At 60.5% G+C, this 20,714-nt stretch carries 19 protein-coding genes; 12 read left to right on the forward strand and 7 right to left on the reverse strand.

The window, feature by feature from the left end:
- The first annotated feature begins 28 nt into the window (after window positions 1–28).
- Both BH683_RS13270 and BH683_RS13275 read left to right on the forward strand, forming a co-directional pair.
- Window positions 29–2,821, forward strand: coding sequence for a branched-chain amino acid ABC transporter permease/ATP-binding protein (locus BH683_RS13270; RefSeq protein WP_084836725.1), 2,793 nt, complete (start codon window positions 29–31; stop codon window positions 2,819–2,821).
- Window positions 2,818–3,543: an ABC transporter ATP-binding protein gene (locus tag BH683_RS13275; RefSeq protein WP_084836726.1), complete on the forward strand. Its 726-nt coding sequence runs from the start codon at window positions 2,818–2,820 to the stop codon at window positions 3,541–3,543. The genes BH683_RS13270 and BH683_RS13275 overlap by 4 nt, the downstream gene beginning before the upstream one ends.
- Before the next feature lie 87 nt (window positions 3,544–3,630).
- Here BH683_RS13275 and BH683_RS13280 read toward each other — a convergent pair whose 3' ends face one another.
- Together BH683_RS13280 and BH683_RS13285 are read right to left on the reverse strand one after the other, a co-directional pair.
- Window positions 3,631–4,776: an acyl-CoA dehydrogenase family protein gene (locus tag BH683_RS13280; protein WP_084836727.1), complete on the reverse strand. Its 1,146-nt coding sequence runs from the start codon at window positions 4,774–4,776 to the stop codon at window positions 3,631–3,633.
- Window positions 4,777–4,849: 73 nt separating this feature from the next.
- Complete coding sequence (locus BH683_RS13285) at window positions 4,850–5,671, reverse strand: IclR family transcriptional regulator (RefSeq protein ID WP_246833358.1); 822 nt, start codon at window positions 5,669–5,671, stop codon at window positions 4,850–4,852.
- A gap of 404 nt (window positions 5,672–6,075) precedes the next feature.
- On the opposite strand from BH683_RS13285, the gene BH683_RS13290 reads away from it, so the two are divergent.
- From BH683_RS13290 to BH683_RS13305, 4 genes are all read left to right on the forward strand, one after another.
- A complete protein-coding gene (locus BH683_RS13290; RefSeq protein WP_084836728.1) occupies window positions 6,076–7,170 on the forward strand; it encodes a ferredoxin--NADP reductase in 1,095 nt (364 codons plus the stop codon).
- A gap of 141 nt (window positions 7,171–7,311) precedes the next feature.
- The gene (locus BH683_RS13295) at window positions 7,312–8,478 is read left to right on the forward strand and encodes a Rieske 2Fe-2S domain-containing protein (protein ID WP_084836729.1); all 1,167 of its coding nucleotides are present in this window, start codon (window positions 7,312–7,314) and stop codon (window positions 8,476–8,478) included.
- 28 nt (window positions 8,479–8,506) lie between these two features.
- Window positions 8,507–9,688: an acyl-CoA dehydrogenase family protein gene (locus BH683_RS13300; protein WP_084836730.1), complete on the forward strand. Its 1,182-nt coding sequence runs from the start codon at window positions 8,507–8,509 to the stop codon at window positions 9,686–9,688.
- 47 nt (window positions 9,689–9,735) lie between these two features.
- Entirely contained in the window at window positions 9,736–10,662 is a 927-nt protein-coding gene (locus BH683_RS13305; protein ID WP_084836731.1) for a VOC family protein, read from the forward strand.
- Between the two features lie 85 nt (window positions 10,663–10,747).
- Here BH683_RS13305 and BH683_RS13310 read toward each other — a convergent pair whose 3' ends face one another.
- Window positions 10,748–11,806 (reverse strand): hypothetical protein, encoded by a 1,059-nt coding sequence (locus tag BH683_RS13310; protein WP_168187041.1) that lies wholly within the window; start codon window positions 11,804–11,806, stop codon window positions 10,748–10,750.
- A gap of 52 nt (window positions 11,807–11,858) precedes the next feature.
- Window positions 11,859–12,251: a VOC family protein gene (locus BH683_RS13315; protein WP_084836733.1), complete on the reverse strand. Its 393-nt coding sequence runs from the start codon at window positions 12,249–12,251 to the stop codon at window positions 11,859–11,861.
- A gap of 205 nt (window positions 12,252–12,456) precedes the next feature.
- On the opposite strand from BH683_RS13315, the gene BH683_RS13320 reads away from it, so the two are divergent.
- The 4 genes from BH683_RS13320 to BH683_RS13335 all read left to right on the forward strand — a co-directional run bounded on the left by BH683_RS13320 (window position 12,457) and on the right by BH683_RS13335 (window position 15,750).
- Window positions 12,457–13,344 (forward strand): SDR family NAD(P)-dependent oxidoreductase, encoded by an 888-nt coding sequence (locus tag BH683_RS13320; RefSeq protein WP_084836734.1) that lies wholly within the window; start codon window positions 12,457–12,459, stop codon window positions 13,342–13,344.
- A 41-nt stretch (window positions 13,345–13,385) separates the two neighbouring features.
- The gene (locus BH683_RS13325; RefSeq protein WP_084836735.1) at window positions 13,386–13,886 is read left to right on the forward strand and encodes a hypothetical protein; all 501 of its coding nucleotides are present in this window, start codon (window positions 13,386–13,388) and stop codon (window positions 13,884–13,886) included.
- A gap of 62 nt (window positions 13,887–13,948) precedes the next feature.
- A complete protein-coding gene (locus BH683_RS13330; protein WP_094647457.1) occupies window positions 13,949–14,887 on the forward strand; it encodes an alpha/beta hydrolase in 939 nt (312 codons plus the stop codon).
- Window positions 14,887–15,750 (forward strand): SDR family NAD(P)-dependent oxidoreductase, encoded by an 864-nt coding sequence (locus tag BH683_RS13335; RefSeq protein ID WP_084836736.1) that lies wholly within the window; start codon window positions 14,887–14,889, stop codon window positions 15,748–15,750. Before BH683_RS13330 ends, BH683_RS13335 begins: the two co-directional genes overlap by 1 nt.
- Window positions 15,751–16,140: 390 nt before the next feature.
- Here the strand turns inward: BH683_RS13335 and BH683_RS13340 are convergent, their stop codons facing one another.
- Complete coding sequence (locus tag BH683_RS13340; RefSeq protein WP_084836737.1) at window positions 16,141–16,806, reverse strand: Dabb family protein; 666 nt, start codon at window positions 16,804–16,806, stop codon at window positions 16,141–16,143.
- On the reverse strand, window positions 16,799–17,146 hold the full coding sequence (locus BH683_RS13345) for a hypothetical protein (protein WP_084836738.1): 348 nt from the start codon (window positions 17,144–17,146) through the stop codon (window positions 16,799–16,801). The genes BH683_RS13340 and BH683_RS13345 overlap by 8 nt, the downstream gene beginning before the upstream one ends.
- A gap of 214 nt (window positions 17,147–17,360) precedes the next feature.
- Here BH683_RS13345 and BH683_RS13350 point away from each other — a divergent pair, with 214 nt between their 5' ends.
- Window positions 17,361–17,969 (forward strand): PadR family transcriptional regulator, encoded by a 609-nt coding sequence (locus tag BH683_RS13350; protein ID WP_084836739.1) that lies wholly within the window; start codon window positions 17,361–17,363, stop codon window positions 17,967–17,969.
- Window positions 17,970–18,000: 31 nt separating this feature from the next.
- On the opposite strand, the gene BH683_RS13355 is transcribed toward BH683_RS13350, so the two are convergent.
- Window positions 18,001–18,765, reverse strand: a complete 765-nt coding sequence (locus BH683_RS13355) for an IclR family transcriptional regulator (protein WP_084836740.1) — start codon at window positions 18,763–18,765, stop codon at window positions 18,001–18,003.
- 260 nt (window positions 18,766–19,025) lie between these two features.
- Between BH683_RS13355 and BH683_RS13360 the strand changes: the two genes are divergently transcribed.
- Window positions 19,026–20,693, forward strand: coding sequence for an NAD(P)/FAD-dependent oxidoreductase (locus BH683_RS13360; RefSeq protein WP_084836741.1), 1,668 nt, complete (start codon window positions 19,026–19,028; stop codon window positions 20,691–20,693).
- Window positions 20,694–20,714: the final 21 nt, after the last annotated feature.

Consider the following 20,714-nt stretch of genomic DNA (forward strand, 5'->3'; position numbering starts at 1 on the left):
CTGACCAGGAACAGCAGAAGGAAACATCATGACTGATCATCTCGCCTATCTCGTCCTCGGCCTGGGCAATGGCGCTGTCTACGCGGCAATCGGCCTCGCTCTTGTTCTGACATTCAAGAGTTCGGGTGTAGTCAACTTCGCCACGGGCGCTGTTGCTCTCTATGCCGCCTACACCTACGCATTGCTGCGGACGGGTGAGCTGATGATCCCCATCCCGGGGCTCCCCAAGACGGTTGACCTAGGTCAACCGCTTGGGGTGTTCCCCGCGATGGCAATCTCCCTGGCGATCTCTGCAGTTCTGGGAGTGCTTTTCTACGCTCTGATCTTTCGGCCGATGCGCAACGCATCGGTGGTGGCCAAAGCAGTTGCTTCTATCGGCCTGATGATCGTCCTGCAAGCCCTCATCGCTCAACGTGCCGGGACCAGCATCGTCCCGGTCGAACCGATCTTTGATCTCGAGACCATCAGCATCGGCTCCAGTACCGCACCGACGGACCGAATCTGGCTCGCGGCCACGATCGTGGTCATTGCTATCGCGGCGACTCTCATGTTCCGATTCTCGCGATTCGGGGTGGCCACGGAGGCTGCTGCGGAGTCCGAGAAGGGCGCATACCTGACAGGGTTGTCCCCAGACAAGATCGCCTTCAGCAACTGGGCGTTGTCATCCGTCGTCGCGGGCCTCAGCGGTATTCTCATTGCCCCGCTGGTTGCGCTCAATCCGGTCGCGTACGCGCTGTTCATCGTCCCGGCCCTGGCGGCGACACTGGTTGGGAACTTCTCCTCGATCTGGCTCACCGTCGTTGCGGGTCTCGCGATCGGCTCACTGCAGTCCGAAACGATCAATCTCCAGGGAACCTACGATTGGCTTCCCAAAACGGGTATGTCGGAGGCAATTCCGCTGATCTTGATCATGGGATTCCTTGTGGTGAAGGGACGGCCACTGCCAGACCGCGGGACCATCGTGCGCCAAGCGCTGGGGAGGGCGCCCCGACCTGAACACATCTTGATCCCCACGGTTCTCGCTATCGCCGTCGCTGTTGTCGCACTTCTCGTGACATCGGGGAGCTATCGGGCCGCGATTGTCACGAGTGTCATCTTGGCGGTACTCGCACTGTCCCAAGTCGTGGTCACGGGGTATGCCGGCCAGGTCTCATTGGCGCAGCTCACGCTCGCTGGGGTCGGAGCATACGCGGTAAGCGTCCTGAACGTTCATCTCGGGATTCCGTTCCCGTATGCGCCGATCATCGCTGCCCTGTTCGCCACTGTCATAGGTGTGCTCGTCGGGTTGCCGGCGCTCCGCGTGCGTGGCCTTCCACTTACGGTGGTAACGCTTGCGCTTGCGGTGTTCTTGGAGGCGTTCTGGTTCCGGAATCCTTCCCTGAACGGTGGTGTGAACGGGGCGCCGATCGAAACCCCACGTTTGTTCGGCTTCGATCTCGGGATTGGCGCCGGGGAGGACTATCCCCGAATGGCTTTTGCCATTATGTGTTTGGCCGTTCTCGCCGTCGTCGGTTTGTGTGTGGCGTGGCTGCGGCGAAGCAGTCTTGGTACCGACATGCTCGCGCTCCGCGCCAACGAACGTTCCGCTGCCGCAGCGGGCATCAACGTTCCACAGACGAAGCTGACCGCCTTTGCGATTGGCGCCTTCATAGCCGGTCTCGCCGGGGCGTTGCTCGGCTACCAACAGACACTTGCCACTCCCGAGCCTTATGCGGTATTCCTTGGGATCTCGCTGTTCGCAGTCATGTACATCGCGGGGATCACCTCGATCACGGGCGCGGTCCTTGCTGGGATCATGGCACCCGGTGGCCTGCTCTACCTACTCATCGACAGATTCCTTCACATCGGTGACTACTACGCAGTGATCAGCGGTATTTTGCTGATCGTCACGGTGATGGCCAACCCCGACGGCATAGCAAGTACTCTCCCACGGATTCGTTGGCCCAAACTGCGTTTCCTCCGCCCTACGACGGACACGGACGAGATGCCCGCTCCAGGCGTCGGTGCCACCACCATCCGCCAGTCAACAGACGACCCCCTTCTGGTGGTGCGAGGGGTAGGGGTGAAATACGGAGCTGTCCAAGCTGCGAAAGATGTGTCATTCGAGATTTTTCCTGGCGAAATCGTAGGACTGATCGGGCCGAATGGGGCTGGAAAAACAACCGTCATCGACGCCATCACCGGGTTTGCGCCCGCGACAGGGTCGGTCACGTTGAACGGTGGCGAGCTGTCTACCGCAGCGCCGCACAAACGTAGTCGAGCAGGTCTGGGACGCAGTTTCCAGGACGTCGAACTGTACGACGATCTATCGGTTACCGAGAACGTGACCGTGGGTGCATCACGCTCACGATCGAAGGACGACATCTCGAAACGCGTTCGCCGGGTTTTGGCGATGGTCGGGCTGATCGAGGCGGCCGATACGGAGGTCGCAACGTTGTCACAGGGACGGCGCCAACTTGTTTCAGTGGCGCGTGTTCTGGCGGCAGATCCGGTTGTTGCACTGCTCGATGAGCCGGCAGCCGGACTCGACAGCACCGAGAGCCGCTGGTTGGGTGGCCGACTCCGTGATGCCTGTGACGCGGGCACCTCCATCTTGTTGGTCGACCATGACATGGAGCTCGTGCTGACAATCTGCGACCGGATAATCGTGCTCGATCTGGGCGAAGTCATAGCCAGCGGTCCACCCGATCTGATCAGGACAGATGACAACGTGATTCGCGCGTACCTCGGGGTCCCGACGGCCGAGGACATCGACATCGACCCGGCAGCCATCCCGGAGTTGCACATCCCGAAACAAGACCCGCAGGAGGTCATGCCGTGAGCGTGTTGGAATGCCGGAACTTTGCTACGGGCTACGTCAAAGCGCGACCGTGCGTTCGAGACGTCGACCTGACTGTTGAGCGCGGAGAGATCACCTGCTTGCTCGGGCCGAATGGTGCAGGCAAGACCACTCTGCTGATGGCACTGGCGGGTTTGCTACCCAGGTTTGCCGGCGACGTCACCGTGGACGGACATGAGGTTCGCAGCGGCCGACCGCGAGATGCGGTCAGGTCCGGGATGGTCCTCGTGGCGGATGACCGCGCGCTCTTTCGGCAACTGACTGTCACGCAGAATCTACGACTCGCGGTTCGTGAGCGATCTCGACGCGCAAGTGCGATCGAAGAAGTCGTCGACTACTTTCCGTCCCTGGAGAAGCGACTCAAAATTGACGCCGGACGATTGTCAGGCGGAGAACAGCAGATGTTGGCGATCGGTAGGGCAATCCTGCAGCGGCCGAAGGTCTTGTTGATCGATGAGCTGAGCATGGGGCTTGCGCCGGTGATCGTCGACGAGATCCTGGTTGTACTGAGAAAGCTCGCGAGGGAGAACGACATGGCTGTCGTCCTGGTTGAGCAGCATGTACACCTTGCGTTGGAGATCGCGGATCAGGCTGCTGTCTTGGTTCACGGCAAAATCGTGGTGAAGGAATCGGCAGCAACGCTGAAAGCAGATCCGTCGCGTATCGAGAGTGCCTACATGGGTGGAGATTCCGCGGCCGTCTAGGCCGGGCGGAGAAGCCCTGATCCGCGCCGACGTGGCTGCGGGTCAGAGGTTCGCCCGTCCGGCCACTCCGCACGTAGCGTGCCGGCGTCATAGAGCTCTGGCAATGATGCTCCTCATGACTTCGTTGGCGCCGGCATAGATGCGTTGAACCCGTGCGTCCTCGTACATCCGAGCTATCAGATACTCGCGCATGTATCCATAGCCACCGTGGAGTTGCACCAGGCGGTCGACCACTTCGCATTGCTTGTCGGTGAGCCAGTACTTGACCATTGCGGCCTCTGCGGGATCGAGCTCTCCGCGTAGGTGTGATTGGATGCAGTGGTCGAGGAAGATCTCACAGGTGCGGGCGATCGTCTGACACTCGGCGAGTTCGAAAGCGGTGTTCTGGAACTCGAAAAGGCTGTGGCCGAAAGCTTTTCGCGTCTTCGTGTAGGCGACGGTCTCTTCGACGGCTCGCTTCATGGCGCCGGCCGCCTGCGCGCCGATGATCAACCGCTCTTGGACGAGCTGGGTCATCATCTGGCCGAAACCCTGTCCGGGTTGGCCCAGGAGGTTCTCGGCGGGTACGACCACGTCAGCAAAGGACAGCTCGGAGGTGTCTGCCCCGTGTTGACCCACCTTGTCGAGGACCCGTCCCACCGAAAAGCCTTCGCTGTCCCGTAGATCGACGATCAGTAGTGAAACACCTCGCGCGCCCGCACGCGGGTCCGTCTTGACGGCGAGCAGGATCATATCCGCCGACGAGCCGTTGGTGATGAAGGTCTTTGAGCCATTGACGACGTAGTGGTTGTCACCTTTGATGGCCGTTGTCCTGATGGCTTTGAGATCCGATCCTGCGCCCGGCTCGGTCATACCGATCGCGGCAAGGATCTCGCCTGAGGCCATGCCGGGCAGCCATCGACGCTTCTGTTCCTCGGTTCCGTACGCGGACAAATAGTGCGCGACGATCCCGCTGTGTACAGCGATACCGAGTGCCAAATCGCCTGAGTAGCCCTGGGCTTCGAATACGGCGAGATCATGGGCGAAGGTTCCACCCCCGCCGCCGTACTCCTCGGGGATCGAACACAGGAGCAACCCGAGACGCCCCGCCTCGAGCCAAACCTTGCGGTCGATGTGATGTTGTTCGTCCCATTTGGCGTTATCGGCTACCACTTCACGTTCGAAGAAGCCGACTGCGAGCTCGGACAAGGCTGTTACTTCGTCGTCGTGCCATGACGGAACATAAGACTTCATGGGGCCCTTTTACGTAGGAGTGAGCGAGCGGCCTGCGCAGGCCGCGGAAACCAATGGAAAGCAATGGAGCGGGTCAGGCCGTTTGAAAGCCGTGCGATGGCGGACGCCAATTCTCGAACTGGTGGGTTGGCAGGTGGGATGCCACACATCGGTCCCAGATCTCGGCTGCGGCGACCCGCACTGGTCCGGCAAGCTTCGAGAGCTCGATTTTATTGGAAGGGCCGAACACTGAGATCGCTGCGCGGTTGCCGTAATAGTGATCCGGTGGGCCGAGTGCTACGCCGACGCAGCTGATCCCGATGGCAAGCTCTTGGTGATCAAAGGCAACGCCATGCTGGCGGACGCCTGCAAGGTCGGCATCGAGTTGCCGACGTGACCCGACGCTGTGTGCGGTGGCGCGCTGCAGCGGTGCTGAGTAGATGTCGGAGAGGCGCTCCTCCGAGTAATTGGCGATGATGGCTTTGCCGAGGGCGGTGAGATGGGCCGGGACGCGCGAACCGATTGCCGTCGCGGCCGAAGGTGAGCGGTGCCCGTGGACGCTGGCCATGTAGATGACGTCACCGTGGTCGACCACTCCCAAGTGCACCGTCAAGCCAACCGTATGGGCCAGCCGCCGCATGACGGGAGTTGCCTGCTGCAATAGCCGGTTCTGGTTGAAGGCCGACCGACCGATCTCATAAGCCTTCACGCCGAGCTCGTACGTCTGCTCCTCACGGGCCAGCCATCCGGTGGACGTGAGCTGGTCCAGAAGCCGGTGCACCGACGATCGCGGTAGGCCAGTTCGCCGTGTCACCTCGACGAGAGTGAGTGGTCCGGTCCCGTTGAAGGTCTCGAGAATGAGTGAGATCCGTTCGACAACCGAAATCGGCGCATCCGGTATACCTGCGGTGCTCACAGAACCTCCCTGGACAGAGTGACCAGCCCTGGAAACTGTGATGGCAGTCACTGTCGCACCGATGTTACCGCTGGGAAGCGAAGGAAGCGATTGCCGCTGGTCACAAGCTTCGGCTCGGTCCTCGGCCGCGCGGATCGAGTCCTGGGTACGGCTGACCTGCATTGAATCCTCCCTAGCGTCGTCGAGCGTCAAATGCACGGTAGGCGGATCTGGGTCGAGGGACGACCAGTGCTCCCACGGAGCGGACGATCCGCACGAACCGATCTCCCGATCAGCGAGAGACGTTGTCGCCGGTCGATCGCCCGGCGCCTAGTCTTCGATCTCGTTGTTCCATGGCTGATTGTGAAGGGCGTGACATTGAATCCACAGCTGGTGCCGGGCTCGGAGATGCTTAGGCAGAGACCATGCGGCCGTCGGGCACGTCGGGCAGTGTCATGAGCGCGATCCTTGCGGCCGGCGCGCGAAGAGTACGTGTGATCGATGTGGTGGAGGAGACCCATGACGCGCGGTCGATCGTGGTGGAACCGCACCCCGATCACGCGGAGGACTTCGGCTACACCGCCGGTCAGTTCTTGACTGTGCGGATACCGGACTCAGGACGTGGCAGTGCGAGGTGCTATTCGCTGTCGAGTTCGCCCCACGCCGATGCAACGATGAAGTTCACCGTCAAGCGGGTCGCGGACGGTCACGGATCCAATTGGTTGTGCGAGCGGCTGTCCATCGGGGATGAGCTCGAGGTGCTTCCCCCCGCCGGCACGTTCAAGGCCCGTGAGCTCGACCGATCGGTGGTCATGGTCGCGGGCGGTAGCGGAATCACCCCGGTGATTTCGATCGCGAAGTCGATATTGTTCGGCGGTCACGGCAACGTGCTGTTGATCTACGCCAATCGCGACGAGCGTTCGGTCATCTTCGCAGACGAATTGCGAGCGCTCGCGGAACGATTCGCTTCCCGTTTGACGGTCGTTCACATCCTGGAATCGGTCCAGGGGTACCTCACAGCTCCTGTCCTGTCGGCTCTGGTGGGTCCGGTCGCGGACCGCATGGTGTACGTCTGCGGGCCGGTGCCACTCATGTCGCTGACTAAAGAGGTCTGTTCGGCTCTGGGGATCGAGAGCGCCCGTGTCATGGCGGAGCAGTTCATTTCGTTGTCCACCGACCCTTTCACAGTGCCCCCGGGCGTGGGAGACGGTGTGCCATCGGGTGCGGAGGACGGTCTTGTGCGAGGGCCCGATGGCACTGTGGAGGTGACACTCGACGGTGAAGTCAGGACTGTGCCGTGGGCACGAAACAAGCGACTACTCGACGCCCTCCTCGACGCGGATGTCGATGCTCCCTTCTCGTGTCGGGAGGGTGCTTGCAGCGCGTGCGTGTGCAGGCTGACCGACGGGGAGGTTCGACTGGTCCGCAATGAGGTCCTGGAACCGGAGGATCTCGAGGGCGGCTACATTCTGGCGTGCCAGGCCGAGCCGGTCAGCGGCACGGTCGCGATCGAATACTGAGTGCGGCACCCAAAAACTGATCTCCCATTGTGCGGGAGACGCTGATCACACTGGTCGAGACCGGTTGAGACACTGGCAATAGCGCAACCGACTCTTGTCACAGCCCCGGGCCGGTTTAGCAGAAACGACTAGGAGGTCAGCATGACAACAACGAACGACGCGGTCGACGAGGTCCGTGTGATCGACACCGGCGCCCCGCCGACCCGTTTTGCCAGGGGTTGGCATTGCCTGGGTCTTGCTCGTGACTTCAGTGACGGTAAACCGCATCAGGTCGCGGCGTTCGGGACCGAGCTCGTCGTATTTGCCGGGGAAGACGGAAAGCTGAACGTCCTCAACGCATTTTGTCCCCACATGGGTGGCAACCTCGCAGACGGAACTGTCAAGGGCAACACCATTGCATGCCCGTTCCATGACTGGCGTTGGGGTGGCAACGGCAAGTGCGCCGACATTCCTTACGCTCGCCGGGTTCCGCCGTTGGCGCGCACGAAGTCGTGGACAACGCTCGAGCGCAACGGACAGCTCTATGTCTGGAACGATCCTCAGAATCGTAAACCGCCGGCGGACATCACTATTCCGGCGGTGGAAGGGTACGGAGAGGAGGGTTGGACAGATTGGGTCTGGAACAGCCTCGAGGTTGAAGGGTCACATTGTCGCGAGATCGTCGACAACATCGTTGACATGGCGCACTTCTTCTACGTGCATTACGGCATGCCGACGTTCTTCAAGAATGTGTTCGAGGGCCATGTAGCGACGCAGGTGATGAGGTCGAGGCCGCGGGCCGACGCAGTCGATGCGAGTTTGGGTTCAAACTACGACTACGAAGGGCAGTCTGACGCATCATATTTCGGCCCGTCATACATGATCGACAGACTCTGGGTCGGCGTGCCACACGACGCTGAACCCAACGTCATGCTGATCAATTGCCATTACCCGATCTCGAACAACTCGTTCAAGCTGCAGTACGGCGCAATCGTGAAGAAGCCGGAAGGAATGTCGGACGACGAGGCCAACGCAATGGCGATGGCCGTCGCATCAGGGGTCGCGATCGGTTTCGAGCAGGACGTGGCGATCTGGAAGACAAAGTCCCGCATCGACAACCCGCTGTTGTCAGAGGAAGACGGCCCCGTCTACCAGCTGCGTCGCTGGTATGAGCAGTTCTATGTCGACGTCGAGGAGATCGACCCCGACATGACGAACCGCTTCGAATTCGAGATCGACACCGAGCGAGCGTTGAAGAACTGGCAGGCCGAGGTGGATGCAAACGTGGCGGCGGGTCGCAGCGCTATTCCCACTCCGGTATCGAGCTGACCACCAAGAACGAAGTTAAGGAAAAACCATGAGCCACCAGGTCCTAGACAACATTGTTGCCATCGCTGACGAAATCAGGGCGCAGGCAGATGAAGCTGAGTCACTCGGTCGTCTCCCTGATGAGATGGCCAAAGGGCTCAAGCACGCAGGAATCATTCGCATGCTTGCCCGCAAGAAGTACGACGGCTTCGAAGCGCACCCACGCGACTTCGCAGAGACCGTGATGAAGACCGCAAGCATTTATGGCTCGGCGGGATGGGTCGGCGGCATTGTAGGGGTACATCCGTGGCAACTCGCGATGGCTGACCCAAAGGTGCAGGACGAGGTTCTCGGTACAGACTCCGACACGTGGCAGGCGTCGCCGTATATGCCTGGCGGCGTCGCGGTCAAAGTCGATGGCGGCTACATCATGTCGGGGCGGTGGCAGTTCTCCTCGGGTACGGACCACTGCGACTGGATATTTTTGGGCGCCATGGTAGGCGACAATGAGGGCAATCCTTTCATGCCGCCACAATCCCTGCACGTGATCCTGCCGCGCACAGACTACGAGATCGTAGCCGACAGCTGGGATGTCGTTGGTTTGCGAGGCACCGGCAGCAAAGACATCGTCGTGAAAGAGGCTTTCATCCCGGACTATCGGGTGATGGACGGCGCCGGTGTCATCGAGGGAACGGTCGCCAAGGAATACGGTGTCACCGAGACCCTTTACAAGATGCCGTGGTCGACGATGTTTCCCCTCGGAATCACCTCGGCGACCATTGGGATCGCCGAGGGGGTTCTCGCCGCAGGAATCGCCTATCAGCGGGAAAGGGTAGGGGCCACGGGGACTGCGATCAAGGACGACCCCTACACCCTGTACGCACTGGGGGAGGCCGCGGCGGAAATCGACGCCGCTCGCCAGCAGGTGCTCAGCAATGTAGACCGGATCTATGACATGGTCGACGCCGGTAAAGAAATCGACTTTGAGCAGCGGGCCCTAGGCCGTCGCAATCAGACGCGGGCAGCATGGCGCGCTGTGCGCGCCGCCGATGAAGTGTTCGATCGGTCCGGCGGCAACGCCCTGCGTATGGACAACCCCCTCCAGCGGTTCTGGCGTGACGCACATGCAGGCCTTCACCACGCTATCCACGTCACCAACACGGTGTACCACGCGTCTGCTCTGAGCTCGCTGGGCGCCGATCCGCAGGGTCCTCTGCGAATCATGATCTGACGCAGCAATAAACGGAAAATGCACAGCCTACCTAGGAGTGAGGGTTTATGAGTGAGGTCCGCGGTCTCGGTTATGTACGGGTGGAGGCGACCGACATCGATCGGTGGCGGGAGTTGGCGTTCGAAGTATTGGGCTTCAATGAGGGGTCTGGTTCGGGGAGGGGCGCGCTACATCTGAGGATGGATGAGCGTGGGGCTCGGCTTGTGGTGGAGGCGAGTTCGCATGATCGGGTGACGGCTGTGGGTTGGGAAGTCCGTGATCAGCTGGCATTGGTGCAGTTGCGTGACCGGCTCGAGAAGGCCGGCCATGTGCTCAAGGTGATGTCGCAGGAGGAGGCTGATGCGCGGCAGGTCGAGGAAGCCTTCGCGATGGATGACCCCGGTGGGACGCCGTTGGAGTTCTTCCATGGGCCAGTGCTCGATCACAGCCCGGTGGTGACGAAGTATGCACAGAAGTTTGTGACGGGTGATCAGGGGTTGGGTCATGTGGTGGTTCCGTCACCGAACTTTGATGAGACGTATCGCTTCTATACGGAGACTCTTGGTTTCTTGCCTCGTGGGGCGATGCGGTTGCCGATGCCACCGGAGTTCGGTGTGCAGCGGATTCGCTTCTTGGGAGTGAATCAGCGTCATCACAGTTTGGCGTTGCTGCCGGTTCCTGAGGGCAAAGATCCAGGGTTGGTGCATGTGATGGTGGAGGTCGATGATCTCGATGCGGTGGGCAGGGCACTTGATGAAGTAGTCAAGCGTGATTTCCCGGTGTCGTCGACGTTGGGTCGGCACACCAATGACAAGATGATTTCGTTTTATGTACGGGTGCCCGGTGGTTGGGATATCGAATACGGCACTGAGGGTTCGCTGGTGGACGAGGCCTTTTACACATCTGAGGAGATCACGCAGGACAGTTACTGGGGCCATGAGTGGTTGTGGGCCAAGGAGATGGCAGAAGCTCAGAAAGCAGCGGACGCGACCTAGGTGAACAGAGAAGAGCCCCTGCTCGGCAAGATTGACTTGCCGGGCAGGGGCTCTTCTCTGTTTCAAGGATACCCCTTGATCTCTGTCAACGAGGGGTCGGAACGTCCAGGGGTGCCTCGACGGGGTACTCGGACGGGGCCATTGCGTACCGGGAACTCAGTGCCGCGATGAAGCCCGAATCATTCATCGGGTCGGACGACTCCGGAACCGGCTCGCCGCGTCGTTTGAGATCGTCCAGGATCATTCCCAGCGCCTTTTCGACGGTGAGATCATCGGTGTGTTCGACGTAACGCTTCACGTCTGCGAGGTCGTCGAAGACATGTGCGCTGTAGTGGAACAAGAATCGCATTTCGTCATCCTCATAACGTGCGATCTCGGTTCCGTCATTGCGGATCACCCATTCGTTGTCGCCCTCACCGCTGATCAAGGAATTCAGTTGCAGGTCAGGGATGGTGCGTCGCCCGCGTGGTCCGCTGGCTTCACCGCGATGGAACATCTTTTCGTTGTTGGTGAGAAAACCGTTGTTCCAGAATGGAGCGGGTACCCGCTTTGGCGGAAGGTCCGGTCCCTCGGGCCAGTAGGTGAATCCACCATCGATGTCGGAATTGTAGTAGTAGGCGATGACCTGTCCCGACTTGACTTCCCACTCGTCGAACAGCCCCGATTTCGCCATGATGCTGATCAACCAGAGCGGCGAGTTGTTGGAGTTGATGCCGCGCCAGCTCGAGCCGTCGAAATGCCCGGCGTCGTAGCTATGAGCAGGAGCGCGGAGATTGAACAAGAAGGACTGAGGCGTCGCGTATTTTGCACCGTGGATCGACTTGATCATGTTCAGCATCTTGCGGCTGAAGTAGAGGTCGTGGACCTCATCCTCGTATGCAATCCCGAAGTTACCCAGATAGCTGCGGAACGTCGGCGTCAGTAGGTCTGAAAGAGTGAGTTTAGATTTGAGATCGGGGTTCTTCGGGCCCGATACGGCCAGGTACTCCTCCGCGGTCGCGAAGTGCTGCGCTGCGATGAGTCGCCATGGTCCTTTTCGTCGAACCACGTCGAAAAGAACGGCGATTTCGTCGGGTGAATAGATGTCGCTGATGACCTCAGGCGGTACCGTGGGGGTCATCGGATGTCGTGCTACCAATGTCATTGGACTTCCTTTCTGTGACTTTACTGTGTCGGCTATTGCGGACATCAATCGATCAGAGGTACTGAACGATCTCGAGGACATGATTTTCTGGATCGGATACAAAGGCTACGGAGACACCGGCTTCGGGAACCGTTTTCGGTGGCTGAAGAATTGATCCCCCTGCGTTCTCTACCCGGCGAGCGATATCCTCGACATCTTCTACGGTGAACCCGAGCGTTGCCTCGCCTGGCAGCGGCGTCGGGCGTCGAAGGTAGCGCCAGAGAATAAAATTGGAGTCGTCTGACCTGGCAGTGCTGAGAATGATTTCCTCAAGCGCGTCGTCACCTTCCCCAAGGTTCAGTCGAGCCTTGACTGTCATGTCGAATACGGCGGTATAGAAGTCTGACTCCACCTCGAGGTCATCGACAAAGATCTTTGTGAATGCAAAGCGGGGTTGGTTGCTCATACAAGGGTCTCATTCCGGTGAGGCGCATATTGCGGTCAGGCGCCCCTGGGCGCTGAGCCCAGTAGCTCACTTGCGGTCGGTATGTGACAATTCCGGTTCCCGCTGAACGGACTTCAGGGGTGCGTCGAGTGGGCCGATCGGCGAGTCTGTGGACAAGACAGTTCCGCGTTGGGAACCGATTCCACACGACACGTACAGGAGATCCATGAGCCAGGCGCTGGCCGGCAAGACGGCATTGGTGACAGGCAGCAGCCGGGGCATAGGGCGTGCGATCGCGCAGCGTCTTGCTGCCGAGGGTGCGACTGTCGCCGTTACGGCAAGGTCCCTGGCACCCTCTCCGTCGACGCGAGGTGGGCAGCAGGTTGTCGTGTCGGGGACGGTCGAGGAGACTGTGTCGCTGATCGAAGGCGCCGGGGGAAAGGCCTTTGCGTTGGCGGCAGACCTCGAGGACCCGGCTGCTCGTGACGGACTGATCGAGGCGGTCGTCAACCGCAGCGGAGGGCTCGACATCCTGGTGAACAACGCCGGCTTCGCCGACTATTCGACCATCGATCAGATGGAGGTCGAGACGTTCGAGCGCACAGTCGACCACTACCTGCGGATACCCTTCCTACTGTCGAAGGCTGCGATTCCCTATCTACGGAAGCAGGGTGCAGGATGGATTGTGAACATCGGATCATCGACGGGCTTGAGCCCCATCCGGCCGTTTCGCGAATACAACAAGTCCTCGGGCGACGTGATCTACGCCGCGACGAAGGCCGCGCAACATAGGTTCACGCAGGGCCTGGCCGCTGAGCTGGTCGACGACAACATCGCGGTGAACGCAGTCGGTCCATCTACCGCGATCATGACTCCGGGCGCCGAAGCGCTCCTACCGGCCGGGTACGAGACAGAGCCTGTCGAGTATCTGGCTGCAACAGTTTTTGAGATGTGCCGATTGCCTGCGGCCGAACGTACCGGGTTGGTTGCGTTCAGTCTGCACTTCCCGTGGCACGAGAAGATCACGGTGAAGAGTCTGGACGGAGTGATGGACCTGCCACCGCTGGAGCCGCCGGCCTGGGCAAACCCGAACATCCGAGCCGGTGGCCTCTGACGTCTGTCCGCGATACACCTACCTCGGCGAAAGGCAGTCCGATGACATCCCCACAACTCAACGAACACGCACTGCGGACCGCAGCCCTGGCAGGTCTCATCGGCGCTTGGTGGTTCAACTACGACCAGTGGAACCCAGAAGCCCTCCGGGCGCTGCTTGCCGACGACGTTTCCTTCAGCTGTAGCAGTGACAGTGGTACAACTGACTACGAAGACTTCATCCGAGCCGATCTCCATGGGCTAGAAGAGGTCATGGCTTGGCAGTCCGACCACCGGACAAATAGTCCTTATCCATTGCGGCACAATGGTTCATGTCTTCACATTACTGGCGGGGATGATGAAGTGGTCGAGTTTTCCTCCTACATCTTCGTGACGAAGATCGTCGACGGGCGTCCGCTATCGTTGTCGAGTGGGACAGCCAATGGCGCGGCGCGAATCACAGACGCTGGAATGCGGTTGACACGACTTGGGATCGTGCTCGATACCTCAGATTCCGTTCCACTCGTCCAATCCACACACCGCCTGGCCGGGCAATCAACGTGAACAGACAACCAGATCCAAACCTCTGATCTGCAGACGACGATTTCGATGAAATGAGGTGTGACATGGCCCTGTCGCCGGAAGCGCAACAAATAGTCGACCTGGCTGCCAGTCGGTTTCCGGGCTCCATGAGTGGAATGCCGGTCGCGGATCTGCGGGCGATGCTCGCGACCTCCGCGAGACCACCTACAACGCCGATCTATGAGCGCTTCGATCTGCGCGTGCCGTCTGACGCCGGTGGAGTCCCGGTCCGCGTCTACCGCCCGTCACCCGAACCGGCCTTACCTCTTGTAATCTGGTTGCACAGCGGTGGTTTCGTGGTCGGTGGACTCGATCAGAACGACGAATACCTGCGGGTGCTGAGCATCACAGCGGGTGTCGTCGTAGTGTCGGTCGACTATCGGCTAGCACCGGAGCACCGGTATCCGGCGGCACTCGACGACGCACGTGCGGTGTGGGATTGGCTGAAGGCTGGACCGGCTGAAGTAGCAGCCGACACCGGGTTGGTGGCTCTGGCTGGCGAAAGCGCTGGTGGAAGCTTGACGCTTGCTCTCAGTCAGCAACTCAAGGATCACGGTTTGCCGCTGCCTGATGCGCAAATCATATTTTATGGCACGGCGCAGACACGGGTGTCGAATCCGGAATGTTCGACGAGCCTGCTGACTCCGGAGGACTGCGAGTGGTTTTGGGACCAGTATGTCCCGGACACTGCTCAGCGATCCGACCCTTATGTCAGTCCGGCGCTGGCCCTCGACCTCACCGGGCTGCCTCCGACGCTCTTGGCCACCGCCGAGGTGGACCCGACGCGCGATTCGACGGAGGAGTACGGGCGTATGTTGCTTGCATCCGGTGTGCCTGTCGAGATGCACCGATACGACGGCATGATGCACGGTTTCGCCACCATGACCGGCGCGTTGCGGCCGGCCGCTGACCTGTTCGACCGAACGGTTCAGTTCATCAATCGAGCCCTGGTTCATCCCCACACCGAAACAAGGAGTCTCTGATGTCGATTGCGCGGGAACGTTTTTCGTCCGGGACGGCTTTGGTCACCGGTGGTGCGGCCGGGATCGGTGAGGGTCTTGTACGGCATCTCGCGGACCTCGGTATGACCGTGGTTGTAGCTGATATAGACGGTGAACGGGCTGCCGAGGTCGCCGACCAGATCGGCGCAGCAGGGGGATCGGCGTATCCGTACGCCATTGACGTGACCGACCCTGAGGCGGTCGACGACATGGCTGAATCGGTGTTCGCACGTCACGGCGGCCTGGAACTTCTGATCAACAATGCGGGAATCGAGACTGCGGGACTGATCTGGGAGGTCGGCGTCGATCGCTGGAAGCGGTTGATGGACATCAATCTCAACGGCGTCTTCTACTGTGTTCGATCGTTTGTACCGCGCATGATCGAGGTGGGAAGTCCGGCATGCGTCGCCAACCTGTCATCGGTGGGCGGGCTCAACAGCGTTGCGGTACAAGCTCCCTACATCGTCAGCAAGCATGGGGTGCAAGCGCTGACCGAGAGTCTGTACCAAGATATTCTGCTGACCGGCGCGCCTATCCAGGTGTCGGTCATAGTTCCACATTCGATTCGTAGCCAGATCTTCCTATCGGCGCAGCGTGAGGCTCCGAGCGCGAATGACACCGCAAATGCTGTCTTTGCGGCGATGCAACGCGACAACGTGGCGACGGGGCTCGATCCGCTCGACGCGGCCGAGTACATGGTCGAACGCCTGGCACGCGGAGACTTCTGGGTGCTGTCCGACGACGAGATCTGTGCGCAGTCCGCGGGGCGGAGGGCAACTCAGCTGACCCAACTATCGCCCCCCGCGGATCCGCGGTTGATGCTCGCCCGTATGGGCGTCGACTAGCGCTGCGCTACTCGACGGACGCCAGGTGCAGCATGCTGCTGACGTGTTCCACCGCAAGTTGCACGGGGCGATGAGTCGAAGGCGCCGGAGAGAGATTTCTCGCGCGATTGCTGCCGCTTGTTGCCGCTGATGCTCTGAAAGTGAGGTGTCGACCCTCGATTTGACGCCTTGAGGTATGGGCAGGCGGCCAGGTCATGCACTGCAACAGGTCTGCGACAACGGGTGGGCCTTTCTCCTGGTCGATGCTCGCGGGGTCACCGAGGACTCCAAAGACGATCACTCGTAGCTGTGCCACCACGTTGCCCGATCAGCGGTGACCTGTCGATACGGCAACCGCGTGAACATGACCTGAGCTGGCTGCAGTGGTAGCTGGCGCTGGTGGTGTGACGATCAGGCAGTCATCTCCGTGACCAGGACGTCGATCACGTTGTGCTCGAGGTTGCAGAAGCTATGGCAGACGCGATCGCGGACGATGATCTCGGGGCACTCCGGGTCGAACCACTTGTCGACGTACGCCCAATGCACCGGGTGCGCCAGATAGGGGCCCATCAGGCCGTCCAGGTCGGTGAACTCCTGTTCCCAGACATGGGTGTATCGGGTTGAGCCTCGCGTCGCGACGACCTCGCTTAACCGCCAGGCGGTAATCGTCTCGATGAACGCGGGCATCCGCATGAGCTCGGCTTCGAATCGGCGGATGGAAGCAGGTGCGGTGCCGTCTTCCACTCGAAGCAACAGCGTCCGGTAGACGGTGGCGGTCGCCGTCGATCCATGGCTCGACCGGCCTGGGACGTACTCGACCTCGTCGACGTGGTCGATAGCGGGGCCGTCGAGAATGTGATCGAACGAGGCGCGGATTGCCCGCCAGTGAGCCGCGTCCTCGACCTGCAGATGCATCAGGATGTCACCGCCGTTGCGTACTCCTGGAAGTGTGGGCTCGATCAGTGCCTGCACAGAGTTGAGTGATTTAGCAGTTTCTCGGAGGGCGCCCACCAGCTGAGACGTCGTCTCGGCGGGGGCGGTGCTGGCGGTGTGAATCAGACTGGTCACCTTATACATCGTTCAACCCATCTACGTCATCCGCCGAGGCAGCCATGGAACGAGAACGCTCGAGGATCATGGAATCCATCTTGGTCCACCACGCGGCGGGTTCAGGGTCGTGTCGGCCTTTGACTGCAGCCTTCCACCATTCCTCCTGCCCGTGCAGTGTCCACAGCGCGGTCACCGTGTTCGACTCGTCGTCGAACCAGATGGGCGGGCTGACGAGGACGCGATCGAGGGTCATCCCTCGCTCCCGCGCGGTGGGTGCGTACTCACGGTTGTAGGCCTCGATGAACTTTTTCGCACAACCGGATTTGAGTACAACCCGATCCACCACATAGATAGTCTGCCCGGTCATGGCGGCAGGTTAACACTGGCGAATCTTGCTGCAATGCAGCTTCTCCCGGTGGCCGGGACGTCCTCGGGTAATTGACGAACCACTGCCAATCGCAGGCAAAGGTTTTCCGCTAATGATGTGGTCAACCGATGTGCATTGTTAAGCTCGTTTGGTGCCTACATCTGACCTCAGCGACCAATACGATCTCCCGGCAACCAGTTGGGCTGTTTTGGGGATGCTTTCGTTTGGTGAGGAACTGACCGGCAACGATCTGAAGAAGTGGGCCGACTGGAGCATCGGGTTCTTTTATTGGAGCCCGTCGGTGAGCCAGGTCTATGCAGAGCTCAAAAAGCTCGAGAACCTGGGTCTCGTGAATTCTCGAACGGTCGCGGAGGCCGGCGCTCGTGGCCGCCGGCTCTATGCGATCACCGACACAGGCACTGAGGCGCTTCGGGATTGGTCTCGTGATGCCAAGGTGGAAATGCCCGTCCTCAAACACGGCGTCATGCTCCGGTTATGGATGGGTCACCTCTTGGCGCCCGAGCGACTCAAGATGATCGTCAAAGATCACATCGCGAATCTCGAACACAACGCCAGTGAAGCAAGGCGTCACGCAGAGCACTCGAATGATGAACCAGCGTGGGCTTTTTCGAGAATGAGTCTGAGGTGGGCAGACCGGCACTTTCAAGCTGAAATCCGTCTTGCGGAGCAATTGCTCGAAGACATCGACGAGGCCTCGCGATGGTTTCGAGATGAATCCGAGACCGGCGAGAACGGCAGAGTGCGACCGCGTCATCCCGGAAGGTGGCGCGAGGCGGACGAGTCAGACAACGGTACCGCGTAGCCGTTGTCTGCGGCGTTGGGAGAGGCGCAGTCTACGCCGACGTCCTGACGTGTTCGTGCGAGTTCGGCATCATTCGAACAGAGCTACTGCGCTGCAGCACGGGCGCGACATGCTTGTCCAAGCCTCGCCAGATCGCCGCAGCCGTCATCCGGACCTGGCCACCGAACCGGTGATCGAACGACATCTGACCAACGGGCCCGCACAGGGAGACTGCGGCGACGGTGGATCTCAACGGGCCGACGGGCACTGCAATACAACCGATTCCGCAGACCGCTTCCTCGCGTTCGTAGGCAATTCCCTCTTCACGTATCGCGTCGTACTCGGCGCCCTGCTGACCGTTGAAGGCAAGTAGGGCCTTACCGATCGCGGTGTGGGTAGCCGGCCGTCGGGCACCAACTCGCGTCGGAACCAGTCCGCCGAATCGGCCACCCAGTTTCTCGCGATAGACGATGTCATCGCCATCGAGGGCAGCGAGGTGAACGACCAGGCCAGTGCTGCGATGCAACTGCAGGAGATGCGGCAAGGCCACCGTGTGCAGCTGGTCTTGGTGGATGGCCAGGGATCCGAGTTCCATGAGGCGCAGGCCGAGGGTGTAATCGCGACCTTCCCGGTGCAGCCATCGCAACTGCACAAGGTGGTCCAGCATGCGATGAGCCGACGACCTCGGCAGGCCTGTCCGTCGGACGATCTGAGCCAGCGTGAGGCGCCCTGGCCCGTCGAACGTGTCGAGCAGAAGCGAAACACGATCCAGGAATGCGGTAGGCGCTGACTGATCAAAATCTACCTGCATCGTCATGGGGACCTCCTCGTGGCTCGCACCCCTCTCAAGAGCTGCGACATGGCTATTTCTAATAGGAATGGTGCCACAGGATGTGCAGTTTGTGAAGCAGGTCACTGAAAGGGGGTGTCACCAGCGGAGTTGGCGGGCACCGCGCGTTCGGCATGGCCGCGGGGACCACTGGGTGGGAGGGCGCGTTTCGATCTGCACATGGCTGCTTTAGCGTCACCGTCTACAGCCAGACAGGTGCGGGGTGAAACATGCGAAGGATCATTGCCATGAGCAACAACGTCGAGCAATTGGACGCAGTCGTCGTCGGTGGCGGTATCGCGGGAATGTATGCGGTGTACGCGCTACGGGAAAAGGGTGCCCGAGTCCGCGGCTTGGAGGCCGCCGCGGGTTTCGGTGGAACCTGGTACCACAACCGGTATCCCGGGGCCCGGTGTGACATCGAGAGTGTTGACTACTCGTTCTCTTTTTCTGATGAGCTCCAACAGGATTGGGACTGGAGCGAACGTTTCGCGACGCAACCCGAGATCCTGGCCTACCTCGAGCACGTAGCGGAACGATTCGACCTCGCGCAGAACTTCACCTTCGGGGCCAAGGTGACGAGTGCTGCGTTCGACGAGGTCGGGCAGCGTTGGACCGTGACCACCGATGCAGGTGAGCAGTACGTTGCACGCTTCTGCATCTTCGCGACAGGTCCACTGTCGGCGACCAACCTTCCCGACATCCCGGGTCGGGATACCTTCGCGGGGGAGTCGTACCACACTGGAGCATGGCCGCACAGTGGAGTGGACTTCAAGGGCAAGCGGGTCGGCGTCATCGGGACGGGATCCTCGGGAATCCAGTCGATCCCTGAGATCGCCCCCCATGCCGAACAGCTCTATGTCTTTCAACGAAGCGCCAACTACACGATCCCGGCCGGCAACCGGCCCCTGAGTGACGAACTGAAGAAGGAGATCAAGGCAAACTACGCGGAACGTCGCCGGCAGGCTCGGGCCAGTGGTGGCGGATCACCCTTCACGCCCTATCCGAAAGGGGCGCTCGAAGTCGATGAGGGCGAACGCCGCCGGGTTTATGACGAGTGGTGGCAGCGCGGTGGCGTGCTCTTCTCCAAGGCCTTTCCAGATCAGCTCAGCAATCTCGCGGCGAACGATACGGCCCGCGTCTACACCGAAGAAAAGATCGCGAAACTGGTGGTCGATCGGGACGTCGCGAGTGCACTCACGCCTACGGATCATCCGATCGGTACCAAGCGGATCGTCACCGACAGCGGTTTCTACGAGTCGTTCAATCGTGACAACGTGTCGCTAGTGAACTTGCGGAACACCCCGATCGAGCGGGTGACGGAAGCGGGTATCGAGACCACAGCGCAGGTCTACGACCTCGACATGATTGTCTACGCCACGGGGTTCGATGCCATGACCGGCTCTCTCGACCGGATTGACATCCGCGGCAAAGGAAGCCGGACTCTAAAGGAGAAGTGGTCGTCCGGGCCGCGGACGTATTTAGGCCTCGAGGTAGACGGCTTCCCCAACATGTTCATCGTTAACGGGCCGGGGAGTCCGAGTGTTCTGGCAAACATGGTGCTGACCGCAGAACAACACGTCAACTGGATCGTCGCATGTATCGACCACCTGGATGCGCGAGGCGCGTGGACCATCGAGGCCAGTGCCGAAGCCGTCGAGGGCTGGGTGGCGGAATGCAACGAGCGAGCGGCCAAAACGCTGTTCCTTCAGGCGAACTCTTGGTATTTGGGTGCGAACATCCCCGGGAAACCGCGGGTGTTCATGCCGTTCATCGGCGGGTTCGCGGTCTACGGCGACATTATCGACGAGGTGGCGGCCGCCGGCTACAAGGGCTTTGTGATGAGCCCGGCCGGCGGCGACGCCGACAATTCCTACGTTGGAACCGGTCCGACGACGATCGGTGCGCAATCGTGACAACTCTTGAACCCGAAGTCG

The organism is Williamsia sp. 1138 (assembly GCF_002095435.2).
GTDB lineage: Bacteria > Actinomycetota > Actinomycetes > Mycobacteriales > Mycobacteriaceae > Williamsia.

Bases quoted from the DNA above. Each gene is read 5' to 3' on its own strand.
- BH683_RS13295 (WP_084836729.1), top strand. From the start codon at position 7,312: ATGACAACAACGAACGACGCGGTCGACGAGGTCCGTGTGATCGACACC.
- BH683_RS13300 (WP_084836730.1), top strand. From the start codon at position 8,507: ATGAGCCACCAGGTCCTAGACAACATTGTTGCCATCGCTGACGAAATC.
- BH683_RS13330 (WP_094647457.1), top strand. From the start codon at position 13,949: ATGGCCCTGTCGCCGGAAGCGCAACAAATAGTCGACCTGGCTGCCAGT.
- BH683_RS13335 (WP_084836736.1), top strand. From the start codon at position 14,887: ATGTCGATTGCGCGGGAACGTTTTTCGTCCGGGACGGCTTTGGTCACC.
- BH683_RS13310 (WP_168187041.1), bottom strand. From the start codon at position 11,806: ATGACATTGGTAGCACGACATCCGATGACCCCCACGGTACCGCCTGAG.
- BH683_RS13315 (WP_084836733.1), bottom strand. From the start codon at position 12,251: ATGAGCAACCAACCCCGCTTTGCATTCACAAAGATCTTTGTCGATGAC.
- BH683_RS13320 (WP_084836734.1), top strand. From the start codon at position 12,457: ATGAGCCAGGCGCTGGCCGGCAAGACGGCATTGGTGACAGGCAGCAGC.
- BH683_RS13305 (WP_084836731.1), top strand. From the start codon at position 9,736: ATGAGTGAGGTCCGCGGTCTCGGTTATGTACGGGTGGAGGCGACCGAC.
- BH683_RS13340 (WP_084836737.1), bottom strand. From the start codon at position 16,806: ATGTATAAGGTGACCAGTCTGATTCACACCGCCAGCACCGCCCCCGCC.
- BH683_RS13360 (WP_084836741.1), top strand. From the start codon at position 19,026: ATGAGCAACAACGTCGAGCAATTGGACGCAGTCGTCGTCGGTGGCGGT.
- BH683_RS13325 (WP_084836735.1), top strand. From the start codon at position 13,386: ATGACATCCCCACAACTCAACGAACACGCACTGCGGACCGCAGCCCTG.
- BH683_RS13355 (WP_084836740.1), bottom strand. From the start codon at position 18,765: ATGACGATGCAGGTAGATTTTGATCAGTCAGCGCCTACCGCATTCCTG.
- BH683_RS13345 (WP_084836738.1), bottom strand. From the start codon at position 17,146: ATGACCGGGCAGACTATCTATGTGGTGGATCGGGTTGTACTCAAATCC.
- BH683_RS13280 (WP_084836727.1), bottom strand. From the start codon at position 4,776: ATGAAGTCTTATGTTCCGTCATGGCACGACGACGAAGTAACAGCCTTG.
- BH683_RS13350 (WP_084836739.1), top strand. From the start codon at position 17,361: ATGCTTTCGTTTGGTGAGGAACTGACCGGCAACGATCTGAAGAAGTGG.
- BH683_RS13290 (WP_084836728.1), top strand. From the start codon at position 6,076: ATGCGGCCGTCGGGCACGTCGGGCAGTGTCATGAGCGCGATCCTTGCG.
- BH683_RS13270 (WP_084836725.1), top strand. From the start codon at position 29: ATGACTGATCATCTCGCCTATCTCGTCCTCGGCCTGGGCAATGGCGCT.